Source organism: Streptomyces sp. JLSY215, from assembly GCF_059682825.1.
Window position 1 is genome coordinate 6,402,631 of the sequence record NZ_CM185022.1, and the last position, 17,317, is coordinate 6,419,947.

Genomic DNA, 17,317 nt, shown 5'->3' on the forward strand with positions numbered 1-17,317 from the left:
GGACGCGCGGGCCGCCCGCCGCCCGCCGGGCGCAGAATGGAGGCATGATCACGGGGAGCGGGGCCGGTACGGAGGGCGCCGGCGCAGGCAACGGAACCGGTCCGGACGTCGCGCCGCGGGCCCGCGGCGAGTGGGCCCGCCACTGGCACTACCCCGATCTGCCCGGTCTCGACCTGCTGCGCGCCCGCTACGTCCGGCACTCCTTCCCCCGCCATGCCCATGACGGATACGTCGTCTGCGCGGTCACCGGCGGCATCGAGGAGGTCGGCCTCGCCCAGGGCCCGGTCCGGGCCGGACTCGGCGAGATCATCATGATCAACCCGGAGGTGGCGCACACCGCGCGGGCCGGTGCCCCCGAGGGCTGGGCCTACGCCACGCTCTACCCCTCGGCCGCGCTCGTCGCCGAGATCGCCGAGGAGACCACCACCTTGCGCGGCACCGCGGCATTCGCCGAGACCGTCACCGAGGACCCCCACATCGGCCGCCTGATCACCGAGGTCCACCGCGCCGCCGAGGCCGGCCAGGCCCTCGCCGCCGACACCCTGCTGCGGCTCGCCGTCGCCCGGCTGCTGCGCCGCTACGGAGGACCGCTCCCGGCCCGCACACCCCGTACGGCGGGCGCCCGCACCGCCGCCCGCGCCAAGATCCTCCTCGAGGAGCGGATGGCCGCCCCGCCGTCCCTGGAGCAGCTCGCGCAGGAGCTCGGCACCAGCCCGTTCGCCCTTCTGCGGGCCTTCAAGAACGCGTACGGGATGCCGCCGCACACCTGGCTCACCGACGCCCGGGTGCGCCGCGCCCGCCGTCTCCTGGAGGCGGGCAGCGCGCCCGCCGAGGTCGCGGTCACCGTGGGGTTCAGCGACCAGCCGCATCTGAACCGGCACTTCACCCGCATCGTCGGGGTGCCGCCCGGCGCCTACCGGCGCGAGCGCGCGGCGCAGGCCGGCGGCGCAAGAACGTACAAGACCGCAGGGCGCACCGCCCCATAGCGTCCGGGGCGTGCCAGAACAGACACAGATACCCGCTCCGGAGCGGGCCGTACCGGACCCGCCCGCCAAATCGGACGCCGCCGTCATCCGGGACGCGCTGGGCGTCGGCATCGCCGTCGGCCTCTCCGGCTTCGCCTTCGGCGTGACCTCTGCCGGCGCCGGGCTCGGCGTCCTCCAGACCTGCGCGCTCAGCCTCCTGGTGTTCACCGGGGCCTCGCAGTTCGCCCTGGTGAGCGCGCTCGCCGCCGGCGGCAACCCGTTCACCGCGGCCGTCGGCGCGCTCTTCCTGGGCACCCGCAACGCCTTCTACGGGCTGCGGCTGTCCGCCCTCCTGGGCTACCGGGCCGCGCTCAAGCCGTTCGCCGCCCACTGGATCATCGACGAGACCGCGGCCGTCGCCATGGCCCAGCCCGACCGCCGCAGCGTCCGCCTCGGCTTCACCGCCACCGGGCTGAGCCTGTACGTCCTGTGGAACCTCACCACCCTCGGCGGCGCCCTGGGGGCCGAGGCGCTCGGCGACACCGCCGCCTGGGGCCTGGACGCGGCCGGCCCCGCCGCCTTCCTGGCGCTGCTCGCCCCGATGCTCAGGACCACCGTCGAACGGGTCGCCGCGGGCCTCGCGGTGGTGCTGGTCCTGGTGACGCTGCCGGTGCTGCCCGCCGGCGTGCCGGTGCTCCTGTCGGCGCTCGCCGCCCCCGCCGTCCTGTTCGTCCAGGGGCGACGCGAGCGCGCCCCCGTCACCGCCGCCCCGCACACCGATCCCCAGGAGGACCGGTCATGAACGTCTGGATCGCGATCGGCGTCACCGCCGTCGGCTGCTACCTGGTGAAGTACCTCGGCCTGCTGGCGCCCGCCGGCGTCCTGGAGCGCCCGGTCGTCAAACGGCTGGCCGCGCTGCTGCCGGTGGCCCTGCTCGCCGCGCTCACCGCCCAGCAGACCTTCGCCGACGGCCCGCACCTGGTGCTGGACGCCAGGGCCGCGGGGGTGGCCGCCGCGGCCGTCGCGCTCGTTCTGCGGGCGCCGTTCCTCGTGGTGGTCGGCGTCGCGGTGGCCGTCGCCGCCGGGGTGCGGGCCCTGGGCGGCTGACGCCCCGGCCGGCCCGTCCCGGGCAGGCCCGTCGAGGGGCGCACCCCGTGCGCCCCGTTCAGCCGACGGGCCGCCCGTAGGCCCGCAGGGTCAGCAGCGCCTCCAGGGTCACCATCGGGCGGCACTCCAGGGCCGTCCCCGGTGCCCACACGCGCCAGTTGACCGGCCAGCCGCCGTCCTCCCCCTGGAGCGAGGCGAGGTGGTCCAGCGCCCGGTCCATCTCCGCGTCGCTGAACCACTGGCGGGCCAGCGAGTCGGGCGTCGCCGCGAAGTCGTACGGCAGGTGGTGCTCCCCGGGGGCGTACCCCGGCGCCACCGGGACCTCCGCCGCCCGCTCCGGGTCCAGCAGCACCAGGCCCCGGTCCCGTACGAGCCCGCCCAGCCGCCGCGCCGTGGCGGCCGCCCGGGGGCGGTCCGGGGCGCCGTCCAGGAAGGCCACCGCCGCCTCGACCTCGTACGGATGGGTCTCCGTCAGGGATTCCACCGCCGCCCAGCAGTAGTCCGTGGCCCGGAACAGCCAGGCGTGCCACACCTCGTTGCGGTGCAGCACGCCCACCACCGGGCCGGTGGACAGCAGGGAGCTCGGCGGATCGTCGACCACCGGGATCCAGGGCGCCGCCGGATACCCGCGCAGCGAGGGGTGCAGCGCCGGCAGCGCGCCCTCGGGGGTGGAGATCCGCGTCAGATAGCGGCAGATCCGCTCCACCTGGCGGCCGTCGCAGCGCCCGATGCGGTTCAGGACCTTCAGGGCGTGCGCGGTGTGCAGCGGCTGACTGACCGGGCCGCGCAGATCGGGTTCCAGCGCGTGCCCGAAGCCGTCGTCGTCATTGCGGTACGCGTCGAGCGCGGTCTGCACCGCGTCCGCCCCGCCGCCGAGGAAGTGGTACGCGAAGAGCCGCTGCTCCAGCACCCGGGCGGTCAGCCAGATGAAGCGCTCGGCGCGCGCCAGGGGAGTCGGTGGCGGGCTCATATTTTCGGCCATGGCACGACCGTAGGGCCGAAACCGCCCGGTGACACCGGCTCCCGCCCGGCGCCCTCCCAGGGCGGGATACCGGACGGCACGCGGTTGACGGTTTTCCGGCGTCGGCGCCCGGCGGGCCCTCCGCCTGCCCGTCGGGCCGGACGCGCCGCCCCTGGCCTTACCCTGCGTAGGGACACACCCTCGTCCCCACCCGGAATCCCCTTGCGGCCGGCTGTGCGGGGGCGTGGGGGTGCCGGGGCGGGAACGTACAGGTCAGAGCGGGCGCGGAGCGGAACACATGCGGTTGACGATCTTCTGGCAGCGGATGGCGGATCACTTCGGTGCGGCCTATGCCGACTCCTTCGCGCGCGATCATGTGATGTCCGGGCTCGGCGGCCGGACCGTGCATGAGGCGCTGGACGCGGGGTGGAGCGCCAAGGACGTGTGGCGGGTGGTCTGCACGACGATGGATGTGCCGTACGACAAGCAGTGAGCCCCCGTCGGCGGCGCTCGGGGCGCGGCCGACGATCATGGCCGGCGGATTTCCGGGGCAGGGCCGGGATTGTCGGAGCCGTACGCGACACTGGCTGGGTGTCCGCGACAGATGAGATCACCAGCAACGACGCTCCACGCCCCGACGACCGGCTTGCGACGCGGATGCCGCGCTGGCTGCCGCGGGCCATGGTGCTCGCCCTCGCCCTGGTGGCCTGCTTTCAGCTCGCCACCTGGGGCTTCCATCAGCTGATCACGCTGCTGCTGAACATTTTGATCGCGTTCTTCCTCGGGCTGGCGGTCGAGCCGGCCGTCGACTGGATGGCGGCCCGCGGCGTACGGCGCGGGGCGGCCACCGGCGCGGTCTTCCTCGGCATCCTCGTGGCCGCGGCCGGGTTCTTCGCGCTGCTCGGTTCCATGCTCGCCGGGCAGATCGCCAAGATGGTGGAGGAGTTCCCGCAGTATCTGGACTCCGTCATCAGCTGGTCGAACAGCACCTTCCACACGCACCTCTCGCGGGTCGAGGTGCAGAACAACCTGCTCCGCTCCGACTGGCTGCAGAAGTACGTCCAGGACAGTGCCAACAACGTCCTCGCCGTCTCCGCGACGGTGCTGGGCAGCCTGTTCAACCTGCTGTCGGTGGCGCTGTTCTCGTTCTACTTCGCCGCCGACGGCCCCCGGCTGCGCCGCGCGCTGTGCTCCGTCCTGCCCCCGCGGCGGCAGGCGGAGGTGCTGCGTGCCTGGGAGATCGCGGTCGCCAAGACCGGTGGTTATCTCTACTCGCGCGGCCTGATGGCGCTGATCTCCGGTATCGCGCACTACGTCCTGCTGGAGATCCTGGGTGTGCCCTACGCCCCGGCGCTGGGCATGTGGGTCGGCCTGGTCTCGCAGTTCATACCGACCATCGGCACCTATCTGGCGGGCGCGCTGCCCATCCTGATCGCGTTCACGGTCGCGCCCTGGTACGCGGTCTGGGTGTTCGGCTTCGTGGTGGTCTACCAGCAGTTCGAGAACTACCTCATCCAGCCCCGGATCACCGCCAAGACGGTGGACATCCACCCGGCCGTCGCCTTCGGCTCGGTCGTCGCGGGCACGGCCCTGATGGGCGCGGTCGGTGCCCTGATCGCCATCCCGGCGACCGCCACGCTGCAGGCCTTCCTGGGCGCCTACGTCAAGCGGTACGAGGTCACGGACGACCCCCGGGTCCATCGGGGGACGCGCCGCGACCGCGCCACCAGGGCCCTCGCCAGGTTCCGCAGCACCCTTCACTCCGAGCCGGACACGGCGCCGCCGGCGGCCGACCGGGACGGGCCGGCCGAGGCCTGAGCACCGGCCGCCGGAGCCTACTTCCCGGCGGCCGGGACGAGGCCCGGGGCGAAGCGGTGGGAGAGGGATTCCATCAGCGGCTTGCGCTTGGTGTTGTGGAAAGCCGCGATACTCCACCTCCCGTCGTCCCGGCGGACCAGCGTGTACGTCTGCATCTTGGTGAGCTTCGTCGGCCGCTTGCCCTTGTAGGTGTCGCCGCGTCCGTTGACGACGGCCACATCCGGCCCGGGGAAGCGGATGCCGAGGACCTCGTCCGCGAGCCTGGTGCCCTTGAGGAAGCCCGCGAACAGCGCGCGGTGGCTGTCCACGATGTCCCGACGCCCCTGGTACAGGGTGCCGACGAAGGTGACGTAGGTGGCGTCCTCGGTGAACAGCTCTCCGTACGCCTCGGCGTCGTGCCGCCCCCAGGCGGCGACGAGAGCGTTCAGTACCGAAGTGACCGCAGCGGCATCATCCGTGGTCGTCATGGCGGGCGACTCCTCCTCTGGCTGGATCCTCTGGATTAGACTGGAGCAGAAATCTGCATAGAAGCAATATCTGCATACGTGCAGATAACTGTCCTGTGACTCTAGGAGGTGGCTTCACCGATGACAACCCCCGCAGACGCCGCGGATGAGCATCTGGTTTTCCGCGAGTACCTGGACGCGGTCGGCCTCCAGGGGCTGGCCGGCGCGGAGGCGGCGGGGCTGCACACCTCGGAGTGGTACGCACTCAGCCTGATCGCGCGGGAGGGCGGCCTCACCTCGGGCGAGCTGGCCTCCAGGACCGGGCTCACCACCGGCGCCACCACCCGCCTGATCGACCGCCTCGAGCGGGCCGGGTATGCGCGCCGCGCCGCGGACGCCAAGGACCGCAGGCGGGTGATCGTCGAGCCGGTGCCCGACGCACTCGACCGCATCGAGGAGGTCGTGGCCCCGGCCCGCCGCCACATCGCCGAGATCCTGGCGCGCTACACCCCCGAGCAGCGCGCCCTGCTCTTCGACTACTTCAGGCGCGCCGCGCCCGCATTCCGTGCCGCCACCGAGGAGATGCGCGCCGCCGCGGGCCCCGGCCGCGGTGGAGCCGCCCGGGCCAAGGGCGGCCGCTGACCGCTGCCCGCCGGTCCGTGTGCCCGGCCCCGCAGGCCCGGGCGCTCATCCGGCGGGCGCAAGGCCCGGCCGCGCCCCGGCGCGACAGGCCCGCAGCCTGCTTGACACCAAAATCGAACATCCATTCTTATGGGGGTTCCGGCCTGTCTCCCGCGGCCTTTCCGCGGAGTTATCCACAGGCTGGAGCCGGGTCCGGGCGCATTGTCAGTGGCAGGCGTTAGCGTCATGGACGTGAAGCGATCGACTCAAGCAAATCGGGTGGAACCCATGGCAGGCACTGACCGCGAGAAGGCGCTGGACGCCGCGCTCGCACAGATTGAACGGCAATTCGGCAAGGGCGCCGTGATGCGCATGGGGGAGCGCTCGAAGGAACCCATCGAGGTCATCCCCACCGGCTCCACCGCGCTCGACGTGGCGCTCGGCGTCGGCGGCCTCCCGCGCGGCCGGGTCATCGAGGTCTACGGTCCGGAGTCCTCCGGTAAGACGACCCTGACCCTGCACGCCGTCGCGAACGCCCAGCGGGCCGGCGGCTCCGTGGCGTTCATCGACGCCGAGCACGCACTCGACCCCGAGTACGCCAAGAAGCTCGGCGTGGACACGGACGCCCTGATCCTGTCCCAGCCCGACAACGGCGAGCAGGCGCTGGAAATCGTGGACATGCTGGTCCGCTCCGGCGCGCTCGACCTCATTGTGATCGACTCCGTCGCCGCCCTGGTGCCGCGGGCCGAGATCGAGGGCGAGATGGGCGACTCCCACGTCGGCCTCCAGGCCCGGCTGATGAGCCAGGCCCTGCGCAAGATCACCAGCGCGCTCAACCAGTCCAAGACCACCGCGATCTTCATCAACCAGCTCCGCGAGAAGATCGGCGTGATGTTCGGCTCGCCGGAGACCACGACCGGTGGCCGCGCGCTGAAGTTCTACGCCTCGGTGCGCCTGGACATCCGCCGTATCGAGACCCTCAAGGACGGCACCGACGCGGTCGGCAACCGCACCCGCGTCAAGGTCGTCAAGAACAAGGTCTCCCCGCCCTTCAAGCAGGCGGAGTTCGACATCCTCTACGGCCAGGGCATCAGCCGCGAGGGCGGCCTGATCGACATGGGTGTCGAGCACGGCTTCATCCGCAAGTCCGGTGCCTGGTACACCTACGAGGGCGACCAGCTCGGCCAGGGCAAGGAGAACGCCCGTAACTTCCTCAAGGACAACCCGGACCTCGCCAACGAGATCGAGAAGAAGATCAAGGAGAAGCTCGGCATCGGCGTGAAGCCGCAGGACCCGGCGGCGGAGCCCGGCGCGGACGCCGCGGGCGCGGCGGCCGAGGCACCCGCATCGGCTCCGGCGCCCGCGACCAAGGCCGCCAAGGGTTCCAAGGCCGCCGCGGCCAAGAGCTGACCTGTCATGACACGGCGAACGGAATGGCCGAGCAGCGAGGACGACACCGCCGGCGCTGCGGGCGACGCCGAGACCCGTCATGGCGGCACGGTCCGCAAGGGCCGTAAGGACAGCGGTGGTTCCGCCTCGTCGAGGGCCGAGGCGGGACCGCCGCGCACGCCCGAGGAGCAGGCGCGGGCGATATGCCTGCGCCTGCTCACCGGGAGCCCGCGTACCCGCAAGCAGCTCGGGGACGCGCTGCGTCAGCGGGACATCCCCGACGAGGTGGCGGAGCAGGTGCTCGCCCGCTTCGAGGAGGTCGGGCTGATCGACGATGCGGCCTTCGCCGGCGCCTGGGTGGAGTCCCGCCACCACGGCCGCGGCCTGGCCCGCCGCGCCCTGGCCCGCGAGCTGCGCACCAAGGGGGTGGACTCCGCCGTGATCGACGAGGCCGTCGGCCGTCTCGATTCCGAGCAGGAGGAGTCCACCGCCCGGGAGCTGGTCGACCGCAAACTCCGCGCGACCCGGGGCCTGGACCGCGACAAGCGCCTGCGCCGCCTGGCCGGGATGCTGGCCCGTAAGGGCTATCCGGAGGGTCTCGCCCTACGGGTGGTCCGCCGGGCCCTGGAAGAGGAGGGGGAGGACCCGGAGGCGCTGGAACAGCATCTGCCGGAGATATGAGGCGGAGCAGGCGGGCCGGTGCGCCGGGGGCGAGCGGTCAGCCCCCGCGGGAGACCGGCAGCCCCGCCGCCCGCCACGCCTGGAAGCCGCCGGCCAGGTCGGTCGCGCGGTGCAGGCCCAGTTGGCGCAGGGAGACCGCCGCGAGGCTGGACGCATAGCCCTCGTTGCAGATCACCACGACCGGCAGACCGCGGTGGGTCGCCTCGGGGGCACGATGGTCGCCGGTCGGATCGAGGCGCCATTCCAGCTCGTTGCGTTCCACGACCAGCGCGCCGGGGATGGTGCCGTCGCGGTCCCGCAGGGCCGCGTACCGGATGTCCACCAGCAGTCCGCCCTCCTCCTGGACCGCGGCCGCCTCCCGGGGATCCACCCGGCGCAGTTCGCTCCGGGCCCGCGCGAGCAGTGCGTCGACGGCGCTCATGCCGGCAGTCCGCCGGTCTCCGGCCGGGGGGACCTCCACGCTGCGCCCGCTCACTCCCACTCCTGCGGACGCTCGACCTCTTCGAGCCGCAGCACCGGCCCGCTGCGACTGTAGCGCCGCATCAGCGGAAGCGGCGGGTAGTAGGCGTGCACCGACACGGCGTGGGCGTCGTGGGACAGATTGAGCACCTGATGGACATGGTGCGGGCCGAACGCCCGGCCCCGGCCGTCGCGGAGCGTGCGCTCGCGGTCCACGCCCTCGGCGAGCTCCAGGGTCTTCCAGCCCTCGGTGGGGAGTTGGGCGGCGAGCGACTGTTCCGTCAGCTCGCCCGCGGCCGTCGCGAAGGCGCCCCGCGAGCCGCCGTGGTCGTGCCAGCCGGTGCCGGTGCCCGGCGGCCAGCCGATCAGCCAGGCCTCGCTGCCGCCCGGCCCGTCCAGCCGGATCCAGGTGCGGCCTTCGGGGTCGAGGGGGAGGGAGGCGAGGAGTTTGACGTCCGCGGCGCTGCGGCGGACGAAGTCGAGGAGTTCCGCGGCGCTGGGGCCACGGTCACGGCCACGTTCGCGGTGATGGCCGTCGTCATGGCCATCGTCATGACCGTGGCCATGACCGCGGTCTGCGGCGTCGCCGGTGGTGTACGGGCGCACAGGGGTGTGTACGTCGGGCACGGAAACCGTCCTGAGTGATCGCGAAGAGGCGCGGCCACCGGTACGGAGCGCGGGGCCGCGCGGGGAAGGAGATGCGGATCAAACGGACGGACGACACATGCAGCCCGCATAGCGGACCAGGTCCAGATGGACCCTCCGCCAGAATCGCGAGCCGTGATCAGTCACCTTCGGAGTGAAGCACGGGCCCTCCCACAGGGTCAACCGCCGGACCGGGGCCCACGATGCCGCCCGCACCGGCCCCCGGCTCCCCGGCCGCGCCGCCGCCCCCGTCGACCGCCCCGCCCCGTACCGCGTCCGCGCACGCGGCCAGCTCGGCCGGGCGGACGCCGGACAGCGCCGTGACCAGATGGCCGTCCGGCCGTACGACCAGGACGGTGTGCGCGGCGGCGCCCGGATAGGCCTCGGTCACCAGGATCTCGGCGGGCATCGGCAGCGCCTCGACCGCGCTGGTCAGCTGCGGCATCAGGCCCGCCGACTGCCAGTGCCGCCGGTCCCAGACGCCGGTGCCGGGCGCCACCAGCACGACCAGGAGGCCGCGCCCCAGACGGTCCCGCAGCCGCACCACCGAACCGTCGCCGGCGGTCACCGGAACATCGGGTACCGGCGAACCGGGACGGGTGTCGACCGCCACCGCGCCCGTCTGCCCGGCGGCCGGTGCGAGCGGGGAACGGGGATAGACGGGCGGCGCCCCCAGCGGACCGCGGCCCAGATGACCGTCGGTCAGCAGCGCACTCTGCCCGCGCGCCGCGCCCGGCAGCACGGTCCGCCAGCGCACCGCACCGCCGTCCCGCAGCAGCGGCAGCGCCTGGTCCGCGGCGCGCAGCCGGGTCGCCACCGCGCCCCGCCGCTCCTCCTGATAGCTGTCCAGCAGCGTCTCGGAGGCGCCGTGGTGCCAGGCCAGGGCGAGCTTCCAGCCGAGGTTCTCGGCGTCCCGCAGCCCCTCGTCCAGGCCCTGTGTGCCGAGCGCGCCCAGCAGATGCGCGGCGTCCCCGGCGAGGAACGCGCGGCCCTGCCGCCAGGTCCGGGCCAGCCGGTGGTGGACGGTGTGCACGCCGGTGTCGAGGAGCTCGTACGGGGGGACCGGCCGGTCGGCGTTCCGCCCGCCCCCGCCCTCCGGCTCCGCCGCCCAGCCCGCCAGGGAGTCGCGGATCCGGGCCACCAGGGCGTCCGGGGTGACCAGGTCGCGGCCCGGCGGCAGCAGCCAGTCCAGCCGCCAGATGCCGTCGGGCAGCGGCCGGGCAGAGACCTCCCCGCCGCCGGGGCCGGACTGCCGGCCCGGCGAGCGGTGCAGCAGCCCCTCGCCGGGCCACGGCAGCTCGGTGCGCAGCGCGGCGACGGCATGCCGCTCGACGGCCGTACGGCCCGGGAAACGGATCCCCAGCAGCTTGCGGACGGTCGAGCGCGGTCCGTCGCAGCCGACCAGGTAACTCCCGCGCCACCATGTGCCGTTGTCGCCCCTGGTGTGCGCGCCGATGCCGTGCTCGTCCTGCTCCAGCTCGGCCAGCCGGCTGCCGGTGACGATCTGCGCGAGATCCTCCCGGGCCAGGGTGGCGCGCAGCGCACGGGTGAGGGAGTGCTGGGGGAGATGGACGGGGGAGGCGAGGGCGGCGGGTGCCGCATCGTCCGGGATGCGGGGGGCGAAGGTGACCCGCTCCAGCAGCCGCCGGCGGCGCACCGTGCGCCAGGCCGTCCATCGGGCGCCCTCGGTCTCGAGGGTGTCGGCGCAGCCGAGCCGGCCGACGAAGGCCGCGGTGTCCTGGCGGAGCACGGCGGTGCGGGCCGGGCGGGTGTCGTCCTGCCCGGCGGTCTCGTCCAGGACGACGGAGGGCACGCCGTGGCGGGCGAGCGAGAGGGCGAGGCAGAGCCCGACCGGGCCGGCCCCGACGACGATCACCGGGTCCACGGCGTGGCTCCCTGGGCCTCGCGGTGCTGACGGGGTGTAGGGGAACTGGCGGTGGGAGCCCGGTGCGTGATCACACAGCGTATGCAACCCATTGCGAGGGCCCGCGTCAAGTGACGGAGGCGGCGACCTGCTCGGGCAGGTCGCCGCCTCCGGGCGCGCGTGCTGTCGTGCCGTCAGTTCCCCGTGTCGGAGGTCCCGCCGGCGGTCGTCGCCGCCGTCAGGGCGCCGGCGTTCGCCACATCGCCGGTCTCCACGACCCCGATGCCGGTCTTGGCCCGGCGGCCGCGCCGCTCGATCCAGTGGGCGAGCGCGGTCAGCGCCAGACACATCGCGACGTAGATGGCGCCGATGACGATGATGACCGGAACGTAGACGGCATCGCCGTTCACGATGATGTTGCTGGCCATCAGGCGGCCCGAGTAGAGGAGTTCCTCGAACGTGATGATGTAGCCGAGGGAGGTGTCCTTCAGGGTGACCACCAGCTGGCTGATGATCGTCGGCAGCATCGCCCGGACGGCCTGCGGAATCAGCACCGTCACCATGACCTGCGTCTTGCGCAGCCCCAGCGCGTACGCGGCCTCGCGCTGCCCCTTCGGCACGGCGTTGATGCCGGCGCGCAGCACCTCGGCCTGCACCGCACCGTTGTAGACCGTCAGGCCGATGACCAGCGCCCAGAACTGCGGCTGGTGGCCGGTCAGGCCGAGCGCGTCGCGGTTGGTGAGCAGCAGCACCCAGACCACGTAGATCGTGATCAGCAGCGGTACGGCGCGGAAGAGCTCGATGAACCCGGTCGCCAGCCAGCGCAGCGGCTTGTGCTCCGAGAGCCGCGCCACCGCGAGCAGCACACCCAGGGCCAGGGAGAGCACCGCGGCCACCGCGAACACCCCGAGGGTGGTCAGCACGCCGTCGCGGATGCTGGTGCGCACGCCCGCGTTGTTGAAGATGTTCCACTTCTCGGGCTCGAACTCGCCCTTCTGGTACAGCCGCAGCGCGACGAACCCGATCAGGGCCAGTACGGCGAGCGTGCCGACGACGCTGTAGATGCGGTTGCGTGCCTTCGCCTTCGGCCCCGGTACGTCATAGAGAACGCTGGCACCACTCATGCCCCTACCTCGCTTCGTTCCGCCCCGCCCGCGCGCGGCACCCACGTGATGCTCTTCCGCCTGCCGTGTCCGCTCATCGCGCGACCCCCATCCGGCGCTCGAGCAGCCGGAAGACGCCGCTGATGCTGAACGTGATGACCAGGTAGGCGAGGGCGACCCACAGGAAGATCACGGCGATCGCGTATCCCTTGTCGCTGAGCAGCTTGGCGACGCCGAAGAGTTCGGCGACGCTGAAGGCGCCGGCGATCGCGGAGTTCTTCGTCAGGGCGATGAAGATGCTGCTCAGCGGCTGCAGCACGGTGCGCGTGGCCTGCGGAAGAACGATCATGCGCAGCGTCTGGGTGAAGGTCATGCCCAGGCTGCGCGCGGCCTCCGCCTGGCCGACCGGCACGGTGGAGATACCGGACCGTACGGCCTCGCACACGAAGGAGGAGGTGTAGCAGCCGAGCGCCAGCATGGCCAGCACGAACGGGCTGGCCCCGTCGAACGCGATCTCCGGGATGACGAAGGTCGCCACCAGGAAGAGCAGGGTCAGCGGGGTGTTGCGCAGCAGCGTGACCCAGGCCGTTCCGAAAGCACGCAGCGGCGCGATCGGGGAGACCCGGAAACCGGCTATGAGAACGCCGAGCACCAAGGCGATCACCGCGCTGGCGCCGGTGATCGCCAGGGTTCCGAGGAACCCGGCACGGAACTCGGGCAGATAATCGAGGAGTACGTTCATGGGGTCTCCGCGGTAGCGGTCGGGTCGACGGCGGTCAGGGATCGATCAGGGGCGCGGACGGCCGGAAGAAGGCGCGCCCCGCACACCCGCCGCGGCGGGCGTACGGGGCGGCACTGTCAGAAAAGCGCCGGCGCCTCAGTCCATCGGCAGCGGCGTGTGCGGCTTGACGTACGCCGAGCCGGACTTGCCGAGCGTGCCTTCGTAGGCCTTCTCGTAGTCGCCGTTGTCGATGTGGTTCTCCAGCGCCTTGGTGATCGCCTGGCGCAGGGCCTTGTCGTCCTTGTCCATGCCCACGCCGTAGGGCTCCTTGGTGAACGGCTTGCCCACCACCCGGAGCTTGGTGGGACGCTGGGCGGCGTAGCCCTTGAGGATCGCGTCGTCGGTGGTCAGAGCGGAGACCTGGCCGTCGAGCAGCTTCTCCACGCAGTCCGAGTACTTGTCCAGCTCCTGGGTGTGCGCGCCGTACTTCGGCTTCTTGATCTCCTGCAGCGGAGTCGAGCCGGTGATGGAGCAGACCGTCTTGCCCTTGAGGGAGTCCGGGCCGGTGATGGTCTTGTCGTCCTTGCGCACCAGGAGGTCCGCGCCGGCCGTGTAGTACGGACCCGCGAAGCCGACCTGCTTCTTGCGCTCGGCGTTGATCGTGTACGTACCGACGTAGAAGTCGACGTCGTGATGGGAGATCTTGGTCTCACGGACGTTGGAGTTGATCGTCTCGAACTGGATCTGCTTCGTGGAGAAGCCCAGGTCGGCCGCGACCATCTTGGCGATCTCGATGTCGAAACCGGAGTACTTCTTCGTCGACTGGTCCTGGAAGCCGAGGAACGGCTGGTCGGCCTTGACGCCAATGATGATCTTCCCGCGCTTCTGCGCGTCCTTCAGCGCCCGCGAGTCGAACTTCACGTTCTTGGCGGGCGTGTAGTCGTGGCTGTAGACATTGTCGGCGGCCGACTTGTCGCCCGCCGAGCCCGACTCGCCGCCGCACGCCGTCGCCGTCGCCGCCAGCGCGAGCACCACCGCACCCGCCGCAGCCGTCTTACGCATCCTCATGGTGAACTTCCTTAGGTTCAGCAAATGTTGGCAAACATGGTGGCCCAACTGCGGCCTCAGTGGTGCAGGATCTTCGACAGGAAGTCCTTCGCGCGGTCGCTGCGAGGGTTGTTGAAGAACTGGTTCGGCTCGGCCTCTTCGATGATCCGGCCGTCCGCCATGAAGACCACGCGGTTCGCCGCGGAGCGCGCGAAGCCCATTTCGTGCGTGACCACGACCATCGTCATGCCGTCCCGGGCGAGCTGCTGCATGACCTCCAGCACCTCGTTGATCATCTCCGGGTCCAGCGCGGAGGTCGGCTCGTCGAACAGCATGACCTTCGGGTCCATGGCCAGCGCACGGGCGATCGCCACGCGCTGCTGCTGACCGCCGGACAGCTGTGCGGGGTACTTGTCCGCCTGGGTGCCGACGCCGACCCGGTCGAGCAGCTCCCGGGCCTTCTTGGCGGCGTCGCCCTTGTCCTTCTTGCGGACCTTGATCTGGCCCAGCATCACGTTCTCGAGCACCGTCTTGTGCGCGAAAAGGTTGAAGGACTGGAAGACCATGCCCACGTCGGCGCGCAGCCGCGCAAGCTCCCGCCCCTCCTGGGGCAGCGGCTTGCCGTCGATGGTGATGCCGCCGGTGTCGACGGTCTCCAGGCGGTTGATGGTGCGGCAGAGCGTCGACTTGCCGGACCCGGAGGGCCCGATCACCACGACGACCTCGCCGCGGTGGATCGTCAGGTCGATGTCCTGGAGCACGTGCAGCGCGCCGAAGTGCTTGTTGACGTTGTCCAGCACGACCAGCGGGTCACCCGTCGGGGCGGGCCCCTCGGCGTTCTTGGTCACCGATACTTCGCTCATCGGCGTACAGCTCCGTCCTCCTCGGTTGGGAGGACAGTAATGACGGCCCGCGACCAGCGTCATTACATCTGAGGGAGAATTGAGCATAACGATCCGGCCGCATTGGGACACTCCGCGTGAACGGGACGTGGTGGCGGCGGGACCCGGGGCGTACCGGCTGGGTAACGGATGGTGGCGCACGGGCGGCCTCCTCTTGACGCGCATGCCTCTTATCGCCGTAGATGCCCTGTGGCCTGTCCGCAGGCACCGCCGACCGCACATACAGATCGCCCGCACGCACCGAAGGAGGAGGCCGGATGAGACTGCTGCTCGTCGAGGACGACGATCATGTCGCCGCGGCCCTGTCCGCGGTGCTGGCCAGGCACGGCCTGGAGGTCAGGCACGCCCGCAGCGGCGAGGAGGCGCTGCAGGCCCTGCTGCCCGACGACGCCGAGCCGTTCGCGGTGGTACTGCTCGATCTCGGGCTGCCGGACCAGGACGGCTTCGAGGTGTGCGGCCGGATCCGCAAGATCAGCACCACCCCGGTGATCATGGTCACCGCGCGCTCCGACGTCCGCTCGCGCATCCACGGCCTCAACCTCGGCGCCGACGACTATGTCGTCAAGCCCTACGACACCGGCGAACTGCTCGCCCGGATCCACGCGGTGAGCCGGCGCACCACCACCACCGGGAGCGGCGAGCAGCCGGCCGAGGAGTCCGCCGCCGAGGAGCCGCTGCGGCTGGGCGCGGTCACCGTCGAACTCCCCACCCGCCAGGTGTCCGTGGACGGCGCCGCGGTGCCGCTCACCCGCAAGGAGTTCGACCTGCTGGCGCTGCTCGCCCAGCGCCCCGGGGTGGTCTTCCGCCGGGAGCAGATCATCAGCGAGGTGTGGCGCACGAGTTGGGAGGGGACCGGCCGGACCCTGGAGGTGCACATCGCCTCGCTGCGCGCCAAGCTCCGGATGCCCGCGCTGATCGAGACCGTACGGGGGGTGGGCTACCGGCTGGTGGTTCCCGCTTCCGGCGCGCCGGCCGGGGCCCCGGCCTCCCCGGCGTCCTGACGGCCGCCCCGCTCACGTGCGCACCCGACTCCTCCCGCTCCTCATCGTCCTCATGGCCGGTGTGCTGCTCGCGCTCGGTGTGCCGCTCGCCGTGATCACCGCGGGCGTGGAGCAGCAGAAGGTGGTCGTCGACCGGATCGACGACGCCGCGCGGTTCGCCGCACTCGCCCAGTTCGTGACCGCCCGCCCGGACGCCGGCGAGGCCGGCAAGAGCCCCGAGGAGGACGAACGGCGCGCCACCCTCCGCGGCGAACTGGCCCGCTACTACGACCTCTACGGCATCCGCGCCGGCGTCTACTACCGCGACCACACCCCGATGGCCGCCGCCCCCACCGGCCTGCCGGTGCCCCGCGACGGCGAGGGCGCCCGCGCCTTCAGCGAGGCGCTGGCCGGGCGCCGCAGCCATGACCCCCAGCAGATCTGGCCGTGGGACGGCGGCGGCCGGATCCCGGTCGCCTCACCCGTCATCCGCGACGGCGATGTGGTCGCCGTCATCGTCACCGACTCGCCCACCGGGCAGATGCGGGCGCGCACCCTGCGCGGCTGGCTGGTGATCGCGGCCGGGGAATGCGTGGCCATGCTCGTCGCCGTCGCCGCGGCCTTCCGGCTCACCGGCTGGGTGCTGCGGCCCGTACGGGTGCTGGACACGGCCAGCCACGACATCGCCACCGGCCGGATGAAGGCCCGCGTCGCCGCCACCGCCGGACCGCCCGAACTGCGGCGGCTGGCCCGCTCGTTCAACGAGATGGCCGACCATGTCGAGGACGTCCTCGAGCAGCAGCGCGCCTTTGTCGCCGACGCCTCCCACCAGCTGCGCAACCCCCTGTCCGCCCTGCTGCTGCGGATCGAGCTGCTGGCCCTCGAACTGCCCGACGGCAACGAGGAGATCGCCTCCGTCCGCACCGAGGGCAAGCGGCTGGCCCGCGTCCTGGACGACCTCCTGGACCTGGCCCTGGCCGAACACGCCGCCGCCGACGTCCAGCTCACCGATATCGCGGCGCTGGCCGCCGAACGCGTCGACTCCTGGCGCCCGCTGGCCGACGACCGGGGCGTGTGCCTCTCCTACGAGGGCCACAGCGCGGTCACCGGCTGGGCGGACCCCATAGCGCTCTCCAGCGCACTGGACGCGGTCGTCGACAACGCCCTGAAGTTCACCCCGCCCGACGAGCCGGTGACGGTGGCCGTCGCGGCCGACGGCGCATGCGTGACGATCACCGTCGCCGACCGCGGCCCCGGCCTGACCGACGACGAGCTCGCCCGGATCGGCGACCGCTTCTGGCGCAGCGGCCGCCACCAGAACGTCTCCGGCTCGGGCCTGGGCCTGTCGATCACCCGCGCGCTGCTGGCCGCCGGCGGCGCCGCCATCGCCTTCGCCCCGCACCCGCCGCACGGCCTGAAGGTCACCGTCACCGTGCCCAGGACCGCACCGTGATCCGTGCTCCTGCACGCCTGTGCTAGTCTTGCCGACGTTGCAGTTGTGGTACCCATGAACTTTGTGCGCGCCCGGTGGCTGGTAGCCCCGGGCGTTCCTTGTTTTTCCGGACGTGTGCCGGTGTGGGGCGATCATCTCGGCGACAAGGAGGCCGC

The 17,317-nt window shown here is 72.2% G+C and carries 20 protein-coding genes; 10 read left to right on the top strand and 10 right to left on the bottom strand.

What is annotated here, in order from left to right; all coding sequences use genetic code 11:
- Positions 1–44 precede the first annotated feature (44 nt).
- The 3 genes from AC5677_RS28595 to AC5677_RS28605 are packed head-to-tail and all read left to right on the top strand — an operon-like array spanning position 45 to position 2,072.
- Positions 45–986, top strand: coding sequence for an AraC family transcriptional regulator (locus AC5677_RS28595; RefSeq protein ID WP_497190778.1), 942 nt, complete (start codon positions 45–47; stop codon positions 984–986).
- A 10-nt stretch (positions 987–996) separates the two neighbouring features.
- Positions 997–1,767: an AzlC family ABC transporter permease gene (locus AC5677_RS28600; protein ID WP_497190779.1), complete on the top strand. Its 771-nt coding sequence runs from the start codon at positions 997–999 to the stop codon at positions 1,765–1,767.
- Positions 1,764–2,072, top strand: a complete 309-nt coding sequence (locus AC5677_RS28605) for an AzlD domain-containing protein (protein WP_497190780.1) — start codon at positions 1,764–1,766, stop codon at positions 2,070–2,072. Before AC5677_RS28600 ends, AC5677_RS28605 begins: the two co-directional genes overlap by 4 nt.
- Before the next feature lie 58 nt (positions 2,073–2,130).
- Here AC5677_RS28605 and AC5677_RS28610 read toward each other — a convergent pair whose 3' ends face one another.
- Positions 2,131–3,054, bottom strand: coding sequence for a hypothetical protein (locus AC5677_RS28610; protein WP_497190781.1), 924 nt, complete (start codon positions 3,052–3,054; stop codon positions 2,131–2,133).
- Between the two features lie 277 nt (positions 3,055–3,331).
- Here AC5677_RS28610 and AC5677_RS28615 point away from each other — a divergent pair, with 277 nt between their 5' ends.
- Together AC5677_RS28615 and AC5677_RS28620 are read left to right on the top strand one after the other, a co-directional pair.
- A complete protein-coding gene (locus AC5677_RS28615; RefSeq protein ID WP_497190782.1) occupies positions 3,332–3,526 on the top strand; it encodes a DUF3046 domain-containing protein in 195 nt (64 codons plus the stop codon).
- 98 nt (positions 3,527–3,624) lie between these two features.
- Complete coding sequence (locus tag AC5677_RS28620; protein ID WP_497190783.1) at positions 3,625–4,851, top strand: AI-2E family transporter; 1,227 nt, start codon at positions 3,625–3,627, stop codon at positions 4,849–4,851.
- A gap of 17 nt (positions 4,852–4,868) precedes the next feature.
- On the opposite strand, the gene AC5677_RS28625 is transcribed toward AC5677_RS28620, so the two are convergent.
- Positions 4,869–5,318: an SgcJ/EcaC family oxidoreductase gene (locus AC5677_RS28625; protein WP_497190784.1), complete on the bottom strand. Its 450-nt coding sequence runs from the start codon at positions 5,316–5,318 to the stop codon at positions 4,869–4,871.
- Positions 5,319–5,438: 120 nt separating this feature from the next.
- On the opposite strand from AC5677_RS28625, the gene AC5677_RS28630 reads away from it, so the two are divergent.
- The 3 genes from AC5677_RS28630 to recX all read left to right on the top strand — a co-directional run bounded on the left by AC5677_RS28630 (position 5,439) and on the right by recX (position 7,988).
- Positions 5,439–5,939 carry a MarR family winged helix-turn-helix transcriptional regulator gene (locus tag AC5677_RS28630; protein WP_497190785.1) on the top strand — a complete coding sequence of 167 codons (501 nt, stop codon included), beginning with the start codon at positions 5,439–5,441 and terminating at the stop codon, positions 5,937–5,939.
- 267 nt (positions 5,940–6,206) lie between these two features.
- Positions 6,207–7,328, top strand: a complete 1,122-nt coding sequence (recA, locus tag AC5677_RS28635) for a recombinase RecA (protein WP_497190786.1) — start codon at positions 6,207–6,209, stop codon at positions 7,326–7,328.
- A gap of 6 nt (positions 7,329–7,334) precedes the next feature.
- Positions 7,335–7,988 (top strand): recombination regulator RecX, encoded by a 654-nt coding sequence (recX, locus tag AC5677_RS28640; protein ID WP_497190787.1) that lies wholly within the window; start codon positions 7,335–7,337, stop codon positions 7,986–7,988.
- A 37-nt stretch (positions 7,989–8,025) separates the two neighbouring features.
- On the opposite strand, the gene AC5677_RS28645 is transcribed toward recX, so the two are convergent.
- The 8 genes from AC5677_RS28645 to AC5677_RS28680 all read right to left on the bottom strand — a co-directional run bounded on the left by AC5677_RS28645 (position 8,026) and on the right by AC5677_RS28680 (position 14,690).
- A complete protein-coding gene (locus tag AC5677_RS28645) occupies positions 8,026–8,409 on the bottom strand; it encodes a rhodanese-like domain-containing protein (protein ID WP_497190788.1) in 384 nt (127 codons plus the stop codon).
- A 50-nt stretch (positions 8,410–8,459) separates the two neighbouring features.
- Positions 8,460–9,074 (bottom strand): cupin domain-containing protein, encoded by a 615-nt coding sequence (locus AC5677_RS28650; protein WP_497190789.1) that lies wholly within the window; start codon positions 9,072–9,074, stop codon positions 8,460–8,462.
- Between the two features lie 78 nt (positions 9,075–9,152).
- Positions 9,153–9,239 (bottom strand): putative leader peptide, encoded by an 87-nt coding sequence (locus tag AC5677_RS28655; protein ID WP_342671165.1) that lies wholly within the window; start codon positions 9,237–9,239, stop codon positions 9,153–9,155.
- Entirely contained in the window at positions 9,232–10,977 is a 1,746-nt protein-coding gene (locus AC5677_RS28660) for an FAD-dependent monooxygenase (RefSeq protein ID WP_497190790.1), read from the bottom strand. Before AC5677_RS28660 ends, AC5677_RS28655 begins: the two co-directional genes overlap by 8 nt.
- 173 nt (positions 10,978–11,150) lie before the next feature.
- Positions 11,151–12,080, bottom strand: a complete 930-nt coding sequence (locus tag AC5677_RS28665) for an amino acid ABC transporter permease (protein ID WP_497190791.1) — start codon at positions 12,078–12,080, stop codon at positions 11,151–11,153.
- A gap of 73 nt (positions 12,081–12,153) precedes the next feature.
- Positions 12,154–12,801 carry an amino acid ABC transporter permease gene (locus AC5677_RS28670; protein ID WP_497190792.1) on the bottom strand — a complete coding sequence of 216 codons (648 nt, stop codon included), beginning with the start codon at positions 12,799–12,801 and terminating at the stop codon, positions 12,154–12,156.
- Positions 12,802–12,936: 135 nt separating this feature from the next.
- Positions 12,937–13,848 carry a glutamate ABC transporter substrate-binding protein gene (locus tag AC5677_RS28675; protein ID WP_497190793.1) on the bottom strand — a complete coding sequence of 304 codons (912 nt, stop codon included), beginning with the start codon at positions 13,846–13,848 and terminating at the stop codon, positions 12,937–12,939.
- Positions 13,849–13,904: 56 nt separating this feature from the next.
- Positions 13,905–14,690, bottom strand: a complete 786-nt coding sequence (locus AC5677_RS28680; RefSeq protein ID WP_497190794.1) for an amino acid ABC transporter ATP-binding protein — start codon at positions 14,688–14,690, stop codon at positions 13,905–13,907.
- Positions 14,691–14,986: 296 nt separating this feature from the next.
- Here AC5677_RS28680 and AC5677_RS28685 point away from each other — a divergent pair, with 296 nt between their 5' ends.
- Both AC5677_RS28685 and AC5677_RS28690 read left to right on the top strand, forming a co-directional pair.
- A complete protein-coding gene (locus tag AC5677_RS28685; RefSeq protein WP_497190795.1) occupies positions 14,987–15,730 on the top strand; it encodes a response regulator transcription factor in 744 nt (247 codons plus the stop codon).
- A 16-nt stretch (positions 15,731–15,746) separates the two neighbouring features.
- Positions 15,747–17,162, top strand: coding sequence for a sensor histidine kinase (locus AC5677_RS28690; protein WP_497190796.1), 1,416 nt, complete (start codon positions 15,747–15,749; stop codon positions 17,160–17,162).
- The last annotated feature ends 155 nt before the right edge of the window (positions 17,163–17,317 follow it).

What these genes read in the sequence shown, in the direction of transcription:
- AC5677_RS28595 (WP_497190778.1), top strand. Translation starts at nt 45, where the DNA reads ATGATCACGGGGAGCGGGGCCGGTACGGAGGGCGCCGGCGCAGGCAAC.
- AC5677_RS28605 (WP_497190780.1), top strand. Translation starts at nt 1,764, where the DNA reads ATGAACGTCTGGATCGCGATCGGCGTCACCGCCGTCGGCTGCTACCTG.
- AC5677_RS28610 (WP_497190781.1), bottom strand. Translation starts at nt 3,054, where the DNA reads ATGGCCGAAAATATGAGCCCGCCACCGACTCCCCTGGCGCGCGCCGAG.
- AC5677_RS28615 (WP_497190782.1), top strand. Translation starts at nt 3,332, where the DNA reads ATGCGGTTGACGATCTTCTGGCAGCGGATGGCGGATCACTTCGGTGCG.
- AC5677_RS28625 (WP_497190784.1), bottom strand. Translation starts at nt 5,318, where the DNA reads ATGACGACCACGGATGATGCCGCTGCGGTCACTTCGGTACTGAACGCT.
- AC5677_RS28630 (WP_497190785.1), top strand. Translation starts at nt 5,439, where the DNA reads ATGACAACCCCCGCAGACGCCGCGGATGAGCATCTGGTTTTCCGCGAG.
- recA (WP_497190786.1), top strand. Translation starts at nt 6,207, where the DNA reads ATGGCAGGCACTGACCGCGAGAAGGCGCTGGACGCCGCGCTCGCACAG.
- recX (WP_497190787.1), top strand. Translation starts at nt 7,335, where the DNA reads ATGACACGGCGAACGGAATGGCCGAGCAGCGAGGACGACACCGCCGGC.
- AC5677_RS28645 (WP_497190788.1), bottom strand. Translation starts at nt 8,409, where the DNA reads ATGAGCGCCGTCGACGCACTGCTCGCGCGGGCCCGGAGCGAACTGCGC.
- AC5677_RS28665 (WP_497190791.1), bottom strand. Translation starts at nt 12,080, where the DNA reads ATGAGTGGTGCCAGCGTTCTCTATGACGTACCGGGGCCGAAGGCGAAG.
- AC5677_RS28670 (WP_497190792.1), bottom strand. Translation starts at nt 12,801, where the DNA reads ATGAACGTACTCCTCGATTATCTGCCCGAGTTCCGTGCCGGGTTCCTC.
- AC5677_RS28675 (WP_497190793.1), bottom strand. Translation starts at nt 13,848, where the DNA reads ATGAGGATGCGTAAGACGGCTGCGGCGGGTGCGGTGGTGCTCGCGCTG.
- AC5677_RS28680 (WP_497190794.1), bottom strand. Translation starts at nt 14,690, where the DNA reads ATGAGCGAAGTATCGGTGACCAAGAACGCCGAGGGGCCCGCCCCGACG.
- AC5677_RS28685 (WP_497190795.1), top strand. Translation starts at nt 14,987, where the DNA reads ATGAGACTGCTGCTCGTCGAGGACGACGATCATGTCGCCGCGGCCCTG.